Below are 13435 nucleotides of genomic sequence, written 5' to 3'. Positions count from 1 at the left end.
TTGATCATGCAATATAAAGAAAAATAAATAGATGGTAAGCTCCCGATAAAACTTTGCTAGTAATTTATAATATCATAATATTTTATTACATTTCTATTGATCTTGTTAGTTTCAATAGAAGGTTGTACCTTTGCCATCATTTTATCAGTTAATATTTTACACAAATGACCTTTATACACAATTTATTACTCATTCTGGGACGTGGAATAGGACAAGTGATGTTTCAGAATAATGCGTTATCCGGATTATTAATGCTAATCGGAATATTTCTAAACTCATGGCAAATGGGAATACTAGCAGTCTGCGGTAATATAATAAGTACACTGACAGCCCATTTTTCGGGATATAAGCATGATGATATTAAAAATGGATTATACGGATTTAATGGAACTTTAGTAGGTATAGCAGTTGGCGTATTTCTTCAATTATCGTAACTACTCAGGTATAAAGTCATATTGATACTTCTCACTGTTCAAGAACAGCAAGAATAGCCTTGTATTTAGAATTTCCGTTTTTCTTAGCGGTTTCAGCAACGGAGTGGACGTTCATAAAAGTGTTAGCCCCTTTTTCTGTACGAAAACATCCGCTGACTTTTTGCTTTACCTTTATTTTTCGAATACCTCTTTCGCTGGCATTATTATCATAAGGAACATCTGGGTTTTGCAGGAAGGTAAAAAGATAATCCTTACATTTGAAGAGACCATTTTTGAACTTCTGGAAATCCTCATGCAGATGTGCTACGCTTTCATTTAGCAATCGGTCCAATCTGTCTTTTATAGTGGTTATTGGTATTACTTCAAAGCTTGTAGTCTTACGGATGTGTATCGCCTCTCTAAGAAGTGTACTCACTTTTTTAGACCAGTTCTGCTTAGGGTCAAGTTCAGTAAGGTATTGAATGTTCCTTAACAGATGTGCAATGCATACCTGATGATTCTTTACTTCCATATTGAAATAGCTACCATGTCGATCTGTGACTAATACAGCATTGGGCAATCCATCAGGAAAATGGTTGTTTATAGCCTTCATTCCTCTGGACTTGTCTTGGTATACATAGGTTAACTGATCCGTTTGGAATATCCATGCCCAATTAAGTGCACTATTGACATATAGTCCCGTTTCATCAGCGCCAACAACTGTGGATTCGGCTATGCGCCTGCGAATTTGGTCACAAACAGTTTTTGATTTAGTCCCTATTTTAGTAAGCATGTTCCGCACTGTACCTTGACTAATAGACAAAGAGAAAATTTCTTTGAGTATTTCACAGATACGTTCAAATGAAACACATTGAACATGGCTAAGAAAAGACACCAGAGACTGAATAGTCTTGCCGTATGAAATCCGTTTACTACATTCTTTGGGGAGCGGGCATTTATTAATGTGGCCGCAAGAACAAGTCACATCAAAAGAGCGATGTTCTTTTACTTGGGGACGGGGTAAAGGTATATCAACCACTTGGGAGACTCCGCTACAAATAGACTCAGCCCCAGTCAAAGAACTGCCGCAACATTCACAATAGTCAGATTTATGTTCTTCGATAAAATCAGGAGAAGTGCTCGTTTCTAAAGTAGAGCCGGGATGACCAAATTGACCACCGTTCTTACGGTCTGACTTCTTGCGCAAAGACTGTGTCCGACGGAGGACTTTGGCAGGAAGCGATTCTTGGGAAGGAGGAATACTACTATTATGACTATCCTTATCAGGTCCTTCATATTTGGATAAACGTTTCTTTAATACATGAATCTCTTTATCCTTCTGATCAATAATACGATAAAGACGGCTAATATCAGCACCTTGCTCAGATATAGTTTGCTCCATCGAAGAGAATTTCTCGTTCATCTCCGATAAGAACTTAGATATGTCTGTTACCTGCTCAATCATTGAATGCAAAAGTAATATGTAGGGGATAATAGAGAAAGGGGATTGGCATAAAGTTATCAGATACATTTCAACAGGTAAGAGAGTTTGGATTACTTTTTCAATTTTCAGGAAAAGATACCTGAGTAGTTACTCTGAACAATCATTATTTAACCAATAAAATCTAATAGCCTATGGGGTAAGTAAAGTCGTTACAATCGAGACATAGCTTTAAATTGTCCGGAAATTTAGCTATCCAAAAACAAATTAGTAAACATACAATTAAACAAAAAACATGAAATCATTTTCTGATAAAACAAACATAGGGTGGAATAATCCCCTAAAGACTGTTTATAGAATGAATTTTTACCTATTATTCTTATTAATAGGTTCATTATCGATACTTGGATCAACACGGGCTTATTGCCAACAGAGCAAAACAATCTCAGGTATAGTGAAAAACTCTCAAGGAGAGACGATTATCGGAGCGAATATCGTTGAAAAAGGTACCAGCAACGGAACGATTACGAATGTAGACGGACAATTCACACTGCGCGTAGCACCCAATGCAATATTAAAGGTATCTTATATGGGATACACGGAACAGGAAGTCAATACACGCAACAAGAACAAGGTGGAAATCATACTGACGGAAGACGCCAGACTGATTGATGAAGTAGTGGTGGTAGGATACGGATCGGTCAAAAAACGGGATTTGACGGGTGCGGTAACCTCTGTCAAGAGCGCGGAAGTGCTGGCCGCTCCTACCAATAATGTAATGGAAGCACTTCAAGGCAAGATACCCGGAATGGATATCACCAAAACTTCAGGACAGATAGGGGGTGATGTCACTATCCTGCTTCGTGGTTCACGATCCATCTATGGCAGCAACGAACCATTGTTTATTATCGATGGAATCCCCGGCAGCTATAGCCAAGTCAGCCCGTCGGACATTGAGAGTGTAGATGTATTGAAAGATGCTTCCTCCACCGCCATTTATGGTTCCGCAGGAGCAAACGGCGTTGTCATCATCACCACCAAAAGAGGAAAAGAGGGGAAAGCTACCGTAAACTTCGATGCTTATTACGGATTCAGCGGTTCACCCAACTACAGGCATGGGATGACGCGGGATGAATGGGTCACCTATCAACGGGAAGCCTATAAATATAAAAACGGTGACTATCCCACCGATATGTCCGCCCTACTGGGAAAACAGGATTTTATAGATGCATACAACAACGGCAAATGGATAGACTGGGTGGATGAAGTATCGGGCAATACAGCTACCACAGAGAAATACAGTCTTTCAGTCAGTAGCGGCACTGAAAAGACAAAATTATTTGCTTCGACTTCCTACAACCGGGAGGAAGGTTTACTTAGCAACGAGAATCTGAACAGATATTCGTTACGCCTCAATCTGGATCAGCAGATATTTTCATGGGCAAAGGTAGGCTTTACTTCCAATTTAGTCTACCGGGACTTGAACTCCGGCGTGAAAAACACATTCACCAAATCTCTCTCCACCATCCCGCTGGGTGATGCTTATACCGAAGAAGGGGAGATCAATCACGAATTCATCACGGGACAATATTCCCCGATGAGTGATTTCATAGAGAATCAGTATGTAGACAACACCCGTTCCACCTACCTGAACATGAGTGGCTATGTCGAACTAGCTCCCGTCAAAGACCTGACTTTTACCAGTCGTGTCAATGGAACTTTGAATCACTCACGCCGCGGGCAATACTGGGGAGAAAAGTGTAATGCCAACCGTCCGTCTTATGCAGGTTCACCGCATGCTTCCATCACCAACAACAATGCCTGGAATTACACTTGGGAAAATATTCTCGCTTACAACACAACCATCGCAAAAGACCATAATCTAGGAGGTTCACTGATTACTTCCTGGAATAAGAACCAGTCGGAAAGTAGCATGGCTGCCGCCAGCGGTCAGATGGTAGATCAATGGTCTTTCTGGCGACTGACATCGGGCACTTCCCAACATGTGGAATCCGACTTCGCACAGACACAGAAAATGTCTTTTGCCTTCCGTCTGAACTATTCGTACAAGGGCAAATACCTGTTTAATTTCTCGACCCGTTGGGACGGTGTTTCACAATTTTCTACCGGACATAAATGGGATGCCTTCCCCGCAGGCGCACTGGCGTGGAGAATATCCGACGAGGCATTTATGGAAAAGACACGCAGTTGGCTGGACAACCTGAAGTTGAGAGTGAGCTACGGCATCACGGGTAACTCGGGAGGAACCACCGCATACAGCACCACAACACAAGCATACGTATATACCGCTTCGGGAATTTCCATTAATGGGAAAATCGTTCCTTTCACGCAATACGCTGATAGTTACGGTAGTTCCGATCTCGGATGGGAGAAATCATACAACTGGAATGTAGGGTTGGATTTCGGCATCCTGAACGGTCGCATCGACGGCTCGTTAGAATGGTTCAAAACAACAACCAAAGGATTATTATTCAAACGTACATTGCCCATCACCAGCGGTCTGACCGGATGGGGATCGCCTCTGGCCATCTGGCAAAACATCGCCCAGACCAGCAATCAAGGTGTGGAAGCAACGATCACTTCACACAACATATGGCACAAGGATTTCACTTGGAACACCACTTTATCCGTCACCTGGAACAAGGAACAAATAGACGACCTGCCCGACGGTGACCTGATTGCTGAAAATCTGTTTGTCGGTGAACCGATTAAAGCCATTTACGGATATAAGTATGCCGGAATCTGGAGAACCGATACTCCACAGGAGACATTGGATGCCTACGGCGTAAAACCCGGCTTCATCAAGATAGAAACCTTAGACCAGAAAGGTGACGGAGGCGTACATAAATACAGTACGGAAGACCGACAAATTCTGGGACACTCCAATCCGGACTGGATCATCGGATTCAGCAATTCCTTCACCTACAAGAATTTTGATTTATCTGTCTTTGCCATGGCACGTTACGGACAAACGATCAACAGCGACCTGCTCGGCTATTATACCGCCGAACAGAGCGTAACCAAGAATCAGCTGGCAGGTGTAGACTACTGGACAGAGGATAATCAGGACGCCTATTTCCCCCGTCCCGGAACGGCAGATGAGCAAAAAACCGTATATCCTTCATTAAGAGTACGCGACGGTTCCTTTATCAAGATTAAGAATATCACACTGGGATATACACTGCCCGTAAACATATCACGCAAAGTTTTGATGGAAAAATGCCGCATCTATGCCACAGCCTACAATCCGTTCATCTTTGTAAAAGACAAACAATTGAAAGATACTGATCCCGAAACCAACGGTTCGGATGCATTCCCTACCTACCGGCAATTTGTTTTTGGCGTTAATTTGACATTTTAACTAAAGATTATAATCATGAAAAGTATATATATAAAATTCATATTTTGCAGCGTGCTGCTCTCGGCTCTGTCTCTACACTCCTGCACTTTGGACGAGTACAACCCGGGCGCATTTACCAAAGAGGCTTTAGCTACTTCCATCGATGGATATGAAACCCTGATTAACCAGTGCTATTTTGCTATGGAAAGATTTTATTATGGTGCTGCCGACTGGATGTCACTGACTGAAGGCGACACCGATCTTTGGACGTATAAAGCCAACGAATCAACCAGTTACACGCAGTGGTTCTGGTTTTTCGCAGGAACATCGCCCAATACGACTTCCACCAATAATTGGTGGAACGGGACTTACGACGGTGTGGGAGCCTGTAACGAAGCCATCGCATTAGGAGACAAACCTCCTTACACCACGGAAGAGGAACGGAATGCAAAGATTGCGGAAGCCCGTTTTCTTAGAGCTGTGTATTATTTCAACGCGGTGGAACAATTCGGAGCAGTGACGATGCTCACAGAACCCGTAGTGACGGAAACGTTGACCTACTCCCCCACCCGCACCGATCCGATGACCATCTATCAGGAGGTTATTATCCCCGATTTAAGATTTGCATCCGAATGGTTGCCAACAGGTACGCATGCAACAACTACCACTCCGACAAAGAAAGCCGCTCTCGGTTTTCTGGCTAAAGCCTGCTTGCAGACGTACGAATATGGAAGCACCGAATATTTGCAGGAAGCTTTGGATGCAGCCAAGAAATTGATTACCGATTGCGAAACTGGCGGTGGGAAATACAATACATATATGTATCCATCGTATAGCGAGGTGTTTAAAGAGAGCAACAACTGGGAAAACAAGGAAGCTCTCTGGAAACATCGCTGGTATGCAGGAGCAGACGGACACGGTTCAAGCAATGGGAATTATAAGTTGAATCGCAACGACGAGTATTTCTTATGTAATATCAATAAATTCGGTGCACGTGAAGACAATCAGGAGACACGGTTTACCTGGGAAGGCTCAATTACCGGTATCTTTATGCCTACGCAGCATTTATTGAGTTTGTATGTGCAGAAAGACGGAACATTAGACCCCAGATTTCATGAATCGTTCACTACAGAGTGGAACGCGAACAAGAATTACACTTGGGACGAAAGTGCCGTACACATGTATGACAAGGAAGAAACCGTCATTGGCAAAGCTCTGAATAAAGGTGACTTAGCTATTAAATTCATCATGCCGCAGGACATGGATTATGCGACAGAGAAACAAAAAGAACACATTTCTGATTATTTGCTGATTGATTATCATCATGTATATAGTGACGACAATCATAATGTGAACATGAATTATGCTTATACAAACGTCACAGGCAATTACAAGAATGACGGCACAAATGAGAACCAGTTCCGCTACTATTATCCGTCACTGAATAAGCATAACAGCAGTAATTATTATGTAGCCAATGCTTCCAAACAGAGAAACGGTAATCTGAATGCAACGTTTATCATGCGTATGGCAGAAGTTTATTTGATTGCGGCAGAAGCAGATATTTACCTGAATGGCGGGACGAATGCAGCCGGTTATATCAATAAGGTTCGCGAACGTGCCGGAGCAAATCCGCTCACAGGGAGTATTACGGTGCAGGATATCTTAGACGAAAGAGGCCGTGAACTTTGCGGAGAATATTGCCGCTTCTACGATTTGAAACGGACAGGCATGTTTAAGGACTCCGGCTATTTGGAAAATACTCACCCGGATCTAGCCAAGTTCTTTCATCCGAATTATGCGTTACGTCCTATTTCAACAACTTTTACTGCCACGATCACCAATGGCAGTGAGTACCAGAATCCAGGATATTAAGTAGATATTTCAATATGCACAGGTGCTATGGAGTCAATCCTGGCACCTGTATATTATTATAATTCAAGTTTCAACCTTGCTCTCTTGAATGAATCAGAGTGAGAAAGATACTTATAAAGCAACCCATACCCAAAGATATTACAACAAAAAAATCGGTTGCATAGTCGAACCGATATCCCGTTTCTGGCTTTTCTTACCGCAAGCACTTACTATTATTTTATCAAACACTCGCTTTTCGCAGCCTCCCAACCAATCATCGCAGTCTTTCGAATCTCTCCCCAGTGGTAATTACCCAACTCACCGGAAGAACGAATGACACGATGACATGGAATAAGGAAAGCTACGGGATTCTCACCGACAGCCGTTCCTACAGCCCGGCAAGCCTTCGGGTTATTAATACCTGCGGCTATATCTCCATAAGTAGTCAATCCGGCGACAGGGATTTTCAGTAAAGTCTCCCAGACCTTTAGTTGAAAGTCAGTACCTTTCAAATGCAGCTTTATATCTTTAAGTTTCCTCCAATCCTGCGTGAAGATGGATAAAGCATTTTGCTGCATCTCATCCACAGCCGGAGTAAACGTTGCATTAGGAAACTTCTTCAACAAGGAATGAAATGCCGCATCGTGATCGTCTGCAAACTCCAGACAACAGATACCTTTATTGGTAGATGCAATAAATAGTTCACCAAAAGGACTTTTGGCAAAACTGTAATTGATAGAAAGATTTTCACCACCGTTTTTATACTCACCCGGTGTCATACCTTCTATATTTACAAACAAATCATACAATCTGCCTGTACCTGAAAGTCCCGTTTCCTGTGCCGTATCAAACAAAGACGCATGAGTCTCATCCAAGATTTTCTTGGCATATTCAATACTGGTATATTGCAAGAACTTCTTAGGACTAACCCCTGCCCACTCCGTAAACATACGTTGGAAATGTGCCGTACTCAACGCCACTTCCCGGGCAATCTCATCCAATCCCGGTTGCCTTTTGAAATTCTCCCTTATATACCCGATTGCCTGTGCAATACGTGCATAATCAAGCGTTTCTTGCTCATTCATAACAGAGGTTTGCCGTTTATTTCCAAATCCAGTAACCGTTTTTTAGCAGGAAGACCACCGCCATACCCCACAAGCGTGTGGTTACTGCCGATAACACGATGACACGGAGCAAAAATAGAAATAGCGTTCGCGCCGTTAGCAGCGGCAACCGCACGGACAGCCTTCGGCATATCCAGCTGTTTTGCCAATTCTCCATACGATACAGTCGAGCCGTACGGAATATCCAGCAACTTATACCATACACTTTTCTGAAAATCCGTACCTACAAAAAGCAAAGGCACTTCAAACGCAGTCCGTTCACCATTGAAATATTCGTCCAACTGCTTAATCGCTTTCTGTATAACCTCGGATGTACTTTCTTCATAACAGGCTTTCAGCACTTTCCGTAACCTCCTGTCTACAATATCCCTATGACTTTCAACTGCCCAGTCACAAAGACAAAGCCGATCCTCAAACGAGCCAAGCATCAAATCGCCACAAGGAGAATGATAACGCTGTATCCGAATGACATTGCCAACTATTTCTTTCCTTTTATCTTCCATCTTAACTTATTTTCGGGGATTGATAGCACTGCTTTTGTTTTCCACACCTGCAAAAATACATTTATTGTACTTACAACTGAAAAAGCAATCAATAATATTTTGACTTTCAAATCCATTTTAGTTTCCAGTGCCACAAAATTACCACACATATATCTGATAAACGACCCGAAAATTGCGATTCTTATAAAATCCTTTATTCATCGGAGTTACAAGTGTGAGGATAAACTACTCCACCTTTACCAAATGATAAAGCGTCCCCTTACGAGATTTACGACAAGGAATATTCAGTTTCTGAAGTGCGCGTCCAAACTGTCCCACCTTACTAATAGCCAACTTATCCCGTGTTTTCGTCTGTAAATAGCTCAAAATCTGCATAGCAGTCAGCCATTCGCCTTCCATTTCCTCCTCTACCGGATTAAGATAACAATGAAACAACTGTTCCAACGGACTAGCCTGTTCGAACTCACGGTTGGTCTGTTTCAATATATTTTCATCTTCATCATTCAGCCAATAACGTTCCCCTTTATAAATCGCCTCCATTGCTTGAGCATACAGCTGTTTGTAATTGATGGTAACGTTCGTTTGAATAGGAGCCGTCACCTCGATACAAATGAAACGGCGGCTACCACTGGGATCGGTAAGCAAATCTTTCTGATTGCTGGTTCCGATAAAAGAAGCATAACGCCTCATTTCCCGAATCGTATTACCGTAAGGCTTACGCAAATTCGCAACAGGCTTCTGCAACAAATGCTTCAGGAATCCCTGCTGACTGACATTAATCTGATCGAACTCATCAATATTAATCAGGAAAAAGCGTCCCAGATAACGTTCCGCCTCCTGCTTACTCTTAAAATCAATACTGTCCGTATAGCCGAAACGAAGTTCCGGCGGCAGGATAATGCGACAAAATGTAGACTTGCGATACCCTTGCGAACCGACCAGCAAAGGCGAAGTACTATTACCATGCTGCCGGTCAACTCCCCTCCAATGCGCCACCATACTAAGGAACCAACGGTAAAACAATTCCTGCCAATGCGGATTATCACAAGGAACCAAACCGGCCAATGCACGAATACGATCCTTTCCATCCCAACGCCCTGCCTCATAAAGATATTCTTCGACAGGATTGTACAAAGGAACACATTCCGAATTCAGAAAACGATCCACATCACGGTCCCACGCACTAATTCCCTCTTTCAATGCATTGATTGCAATGCTGTTGCGCACCCGTTTATCCACCGGCTTAAAGCAAAAATGAACAGAGTCACGCTGACGATATTCCAAATCATCCAGCACCGTATTGTAACGGAATTCATAACGGCGTTTCATAAACTCTTCCAACAGAAAAGCCGTCTCCTGCTCTTTGCTGATGCTGCTTTTCTTGCCGAATCCCTTACATTCCTGGTAAAGATTATGGAGTATCGAACGAATCACCTGTTCTTCCTCCTCGCGATAATAATGAATCATCGTCTGCCGTATCGCCTCCTCTTCGGGGATACCCGCTTTGAAACAATGCTCGGCAAGGCGGACCAGCAAAGACTGCAAGTCGTCCCCACGTTTCCAGTTCTCCATTTCCTGAAGTGCCCTGTTCAATGCCGCTTCATAAATCTTCGTGAACGTTTGTGCCGACTCATATCCCGGTTGCAATCGTAATAACGGATTTTTCTCCTCCTGCTTCCGCTGGCGGAAAGTCTCTTCTCCCGGCATCGTAAGCGGCTGTTCCAAACAAAACGGCACTGCATCCGGATTATAATAAGGAGCCTCATCCAACGTCATACGACATTTCTGTGTCAACACAGGTTCCTTCAAATCGATATCGAAAGGCAACATCGGCTGATAACATTTCACAGCCAGCCGATAAGCATGAACATGAAACAGTTCCGCCTCCGCCTCTTCAGATGGCAACCCTCCATCGTCCGGCAAGGCAAAACGAACCCATATCTTCACACTACGACCGCTGGAACCACAAAAAGCAGCAAAAGTCTGTGGCAGAAGCGCCGCTTGCCGTTTCACAAATTCCGCTTCCGACCCACCGGCCAGCCGGCTCACTTCCAACTGTACCAATCCGTTATACTGCTTCATCTTCCGTTCACCCTCTTTGGTCCGGGTATATTCCACAGCAGAATAAATGTATGGCAACTTATCTATATGTTCGTACCGGGCATACGTACCTTCCAGTAACGGTATAATTTCCCGCAAAGCCGTGATATGCCCCGCTTTGGTTTCCGTTTTCATTTTGTCGAATAATGTGCCTGCCTCACAAATGCTAAGAGTCTCTTTTCCGCTCCCGTTGTCTTGTCTGATTAAAGTAATTTTCATCCTATTTTTGTCTATTTTTTCTACAATTACATCTACATATTTAATTCCTGTAAAGGTACGCTTTTATCTTCCGGAAAGCAAGCATTCTATCTGATAAATACCCGTATTTCATTTGCATTTGCCTCATTATTTATGTATCTTTGCTTAGTAGTTGTCAAGGGCTCACCCATGTGAACAAACAGGCTATCATTTGTAAACAAAAACGTCCACAGACGTAAACAGCTTTGTTCACATGGGTGAGCCCTTACAAAGCATTAGAGTTTAACAGAAGAAACATGAAGCGCTAACGTATTACTACTTAAGAGAATACATAATAAGAACAGTTCATTTAAAACAAATATAAAGCTATGGCAATATTATTCGATTGGTATGAAGACCCGAAGCCTTCAGACAAACAGCAGGGAGAAAATGAAAATACCCTGCATCCGCGCATCAAATACAACGGTTCCACAGGGACGGATGTACTGCGCCGGCGTATTCAGGAACGTTGCTCACTAACAGAAACAGATGTCTCTGCCGTGCTCGACGCTCTTTCGCACATCATGGGACAAGAATTGGCGGAGGGACGCCAAGTACATCTGGACGGCATCGGCTATTTCCATCCTTGCCTGACCACCACGGAACCTGTGACGATAGGTACCAAACGGAAAGTGACCAAAGTGAAACTGAAAGCTATCCAGTTTCGTGCCGACCAAACATTGAAAAACGAATTTGGCGTGCTTAAAGTGAAAAGCCTCAAAGGGGGACTGGATTTCACCCAACTAACGAACGAGGAAATTGACCTGCAACTGACAAAGTACTTCCGGACTCACCCATTTATGCGGAGATATGACTTCCAATCTCTTTGTGGAATGGCAAGAAGCACAGCCATGCGACATATCCGGCGTCTGCGCGATGAGGGTAAATTGAAAAATATGGGTGGAGCGATGCAGCCGATTTATGTGCCTGAAAGTGGATATTATGGTAATAATGAACAGGTTAGCATCAAAACAGAATAAAACTAGTTAACCTGCATCAGGACAAAACAGGGTGAGAGTAAAAAGTCACCTTCACCTACCCTCACCTTTACCCTCACACCTATAACCCCGATGAATAAACGGATTGAGCAAAGGGTGAGGGTGTGAGGGTAAAAACGTCACCAACATTTATTTGAAAACATTTCAATGCAAGTAACTATCACATAGGATCACCTCCACACCCTTCCATATTCTACCGGGGAATTTTAACCATTTCAACCGGCTGCTCCTGTATCTTATCCAACGGTTGTGATTGATATTTTACTTTCGAGAAATCAATAGCCTTCAAATCGATGCAACGTATCGAATTGTTATAGGCCGTTTTATAATAAACCTTCCGGTTCGTCAGATCAATAGCCGAGGTCCATTGTGTAGCACTGGGAATATCCGGAATATCACCAGCCTGCGAATATTCTATACCGATGGGAATATCAAAATTATTAAGCAAGTGGAAACATTGCTGCACGGTATCAAAGCCTGTGGCACGTTGCGGAGCTGTCCCCTGGTAAAAGGCCGCACGCACAAACCGCGAAGGAGGCGTGGCATCACCCGGAATACCGAGAAAACCGGAATTGCTACCAGTCGGCTGCAACGTAATACCGCTCAATTTTTGCACGGAAGCGTCACCCGGATGAAGATTGACGTAGTTGTTCAAATTAATGAGTTGCCATTCAAAGCCGGGGGCATTCGTCAGTACACCTACTTTATTCTCATAAAAATGCGGCACGCCACCTACAATTTCCAATACAACCTGACGTCCCGACGGTTCACCGATACGCCAGTGTACTACCGCTGTCGTTTCCAATCCTACGACACGTACAGAAGAGAGGGCTGCTTTCACCTCGTCAATAGTAGAAAACTGCGACAACAACCACTCCGTCACTTGAAGGTCTGCCAGTGTCCGCTGGTTCTGTGCAGCGTCATACGTCTCATACCCCCCATAATGAGGAAAGAAAAATAGTCCGGCCGAAAGTCCTGCCTCATTGATTCCTTCGGCAATAAACTCTTTTTGTACAACAGCCAGACCGACCACTCCATATTTTGCCGTAAACGTTAGTCCATTGACACCTGTAGGAGTGAACGACGTGAGCTGCCGGCCACGTGGAATAATCACATACTCGCTTTGCAATACACCGCGCGCCCATTCAATCGTACGGGCTTGCACATAACTGCCGTCACGAGATGTCAGCGAAATTCCCGTACAAGCTACAGCCTGAAAAGTGCTGCCACATACGGCAGCAATCCCTAACAATAAGTTCTTTGTCATCTTCATCATTCATTATATATTTATTGCTAAAAACTCGATACTGTATAAAGACAACAAAATATGGGTTATTTTAGTTTGCAGATGCGACATTTGTATTGTAAAAGCACAATGGCGCAGAATATATATTCAAAGAGCAA

Annotated in this window: 9 protein-coding genes and 1 pseudogene; 5 read left to right on the top strand and 5 right to left on the bottom strand. The window is 43.3% G+C overall.

Annotated elements, in window-relative coordinates:
- Positions 1-164: 164 nt before the first annotated feature.
- A pseudogene (locus tag CJF29_RS03755) lies at positions 165-431 on the top strand (urea transporter); the annotation flags it as partial.
- A 34-nt stretch (positions 432-465) separates the two neighbouring features.
- Here CJF29_RS03755 and tnpC read toward each other — a convergent pair.
- The gene (gene tnpC / locus CJF29_RS03750; RefSeq protein ID WP_229112578.1) at positions 466-1878 is read right to left on the bottom strand and encodes an IS66 family transposase; all 1413 of its coding nucleotides are present in this window, start codon (positions 1876-1878) and stop codon (positions 466-468) included.
- Between the two features lie 271 nt (positions 1879-2149).
- On the opposite strand from tnpC, the gene CJF29_RS03745 reads away from it, so the two are divergent.
- The 3 genes from CJF29_RS03745 (at position 2150) to CJF29_RS03735 (ending at position 7406) form a co-directional block, all read left to right on the top strand.
- Positions 2150-5236, top strand: a complete 3087-nt coding sequence (locus tag CJF29_RS03745; RefSeq protein WP_099146764.1) for a SusC/RagA family TonB-linked outer membrane protein — start codon at positions 2150-2152, stop codon at positions 5234-5236.
- Between the two features lie 15 nt (positions 5237-5251).
- Entirely contained in the window at positions 5252-7090 is a 1839-nt protein-coding gene (locus tag CJF29_RS03740; RefSeq protein ID WP_099146763.1) for a RagB/SusD family nutrient uptake outer membrane protein, read from the top strand.
- A gap of 88 nt (positions 7091-7178) precedes the next feature.
- The gene (locus tag CJF29_RS03735) at positions 7179-7406 is read left to right on the top strand and encodes a DUF6463 family protein (RefSeq protein WP_141561023.1); all 228 of its coding nucleotides are present in this window, start codon (positions 7179-7181) and stop codon (positions 7404-7406) included.
- Here the strand turns inward: CJF29_RS03735 and CJF29_RS03730 are convergent.
- The 3 genes from CJF29_RS03730 to CJF29_RS03720 form a co-directional block, all read right to left on the bottom strand.
- Positions 7303-8154 (bottom strand): methylated-DNA--[protein]-cysteine S-methyltransferase, encoded by an 852-nt coding sequence (locus tag CJF29_RS03730; RefSeq protein WP_099146762.1) that lies wholly within the window; start codon positions 8152-8154, stop codon positions 7303-7305. The two genes, CJF29_RS03735 and CJF29_RS03730, sit on opposite strands and share 104 nt — an antisense overlap.
- The gene (locus CJF29_RS03725) at positions 8151-8696 is read right to left on the bottom strand and encodes a methylated-DNA--[protein]-cysteine S-methyltransferase (RefSeq protein WP_099146761.1); all 546 of its coding nucleotides are present in this window, start codon (positions 8694-8696) and stop codon (positions 8151-8153) included. The genes CJF29_RS03730 and CJF29_RS03725 overlap by 4 nt, the downstream gene beginning before the upstream one ends.
- A 225-nt stretch (positions 8697-8921) precedes the next feature.
- Positions 8922-11015, bottom strand: a complete 2094-nt coding sequence (locus CJF29_RS03720) for a BT4734/BF3469 family protein (RefSeq protein WP_074557483.1) — start codon at positions 11013-11015, stop codon at positions 8922-8924.
- Between the two features lie 347 nt (positions 11016-11362).
- On the opposite strand from CJF29_RS03720, the gene CJF29_RS03715 reads away from it, so the two are divergent.
- A complete protein-coding gene (locus CJF29_RS03715; RefSeq protein WP_099146760.1) occupies positions 11363-12013 on the top strand; it encodes an HU family DNA-binding protein in 651 nt (216 codons plus the stop codon).
- Positions 12014-12224: 211 nt separating this feature from the next.
- Here the strand turns inward: CJF29_RS03715 and CJF29_RS03710 are convergent, their stop codons facing one another.
- Positions 12225-13307: a linear amide C-N hydrolase gene (locus CJF29_RS03710; protein ID WP_099146759.1), complete on the bottom strand. Its 1083-nt coding sequence runs from the start codon at positions 13305-13307 to the stop codon at positions 12225-12227.
- Positions 13308-13435 lie beyond the last annotated feature (128 nt).

This window comes from Bacteroides celer (genome assembly GCF_002632415.2).
GTDB lineage: Bacteria > Bacteroidota > Bacteroidia > Bacteroidales > Bacteroidaceae > Bacteroides.
This window is presented reverse-complemented; position numbering and strand designations above follow the sequence as displayed.

Excerpts from the sequence above, each read along its gene's own strand:
- tnpC (WP_229112578.1), bottom strand. The coding sequence starts at position 1,878 with ATGATTGAGCAGGTAACAGACATATCTAAGTTCTTATCGGAGATGAAC.
- CJF29_RS03745 (WP_099146764.1), top strand. The coding sequence starts at position 2,150 with ATGAAATCATTTTCTGATAAAACAAACATAGGGTGGAATAATCCCCTA.
- CJF29_RS03740 (WP_099146763.1), top strand. The coding sequence starts at position 5,252 with ATGAAAAGTATATATATAAAATTCATATTTTGCAGCGTGCTGCTCTCG.
- CJF29_RS03735 (WP_141561023.1), top strand. The coding sequence starts at position 7,179 with ATGAATCAGAGTGAGAAAGATACTTATAAAGCAACCCATACCCAAAGA.
- CJF29_RS03730 (WP_099146762.1), bottom strand. The coding sequence starts at position 8,154 with ATGAATGAGCAAGAAACGCTTGATTATGCACGTATTGCACAGGCAATC.
- CJF29_RS03725 (WP_099146761.1), bottom strand. The coding sequence starts at position 8,696 with ATGGAAGATAAAAGGAAAGAAATAGTTGGCAATGTCATTCGGATACAG.
- CJF29_RS03720 (WP_074557483.1), bottom strand. The coding sequence starts at position 11,015 with ATGAAAATTACTTTAATCAGACAAGACAACGGGAGCGGAAAAGAGACT.
- CJF29_RS03715 (WP_099146760.1), top strand. The coding sequence starts at position 11,363 with ATGGCAATATTATTCGATTGGTATGAAGACCCGAAGCCTTCAGACAAA.
- CJF29_RS03710 (WP_099146759.1), bottom strand. The coding sequence starts at position 13,307 with ATGATGAAGATGACAAAGAACTTATTGTTAGGGATTGCTGCCGTATGT.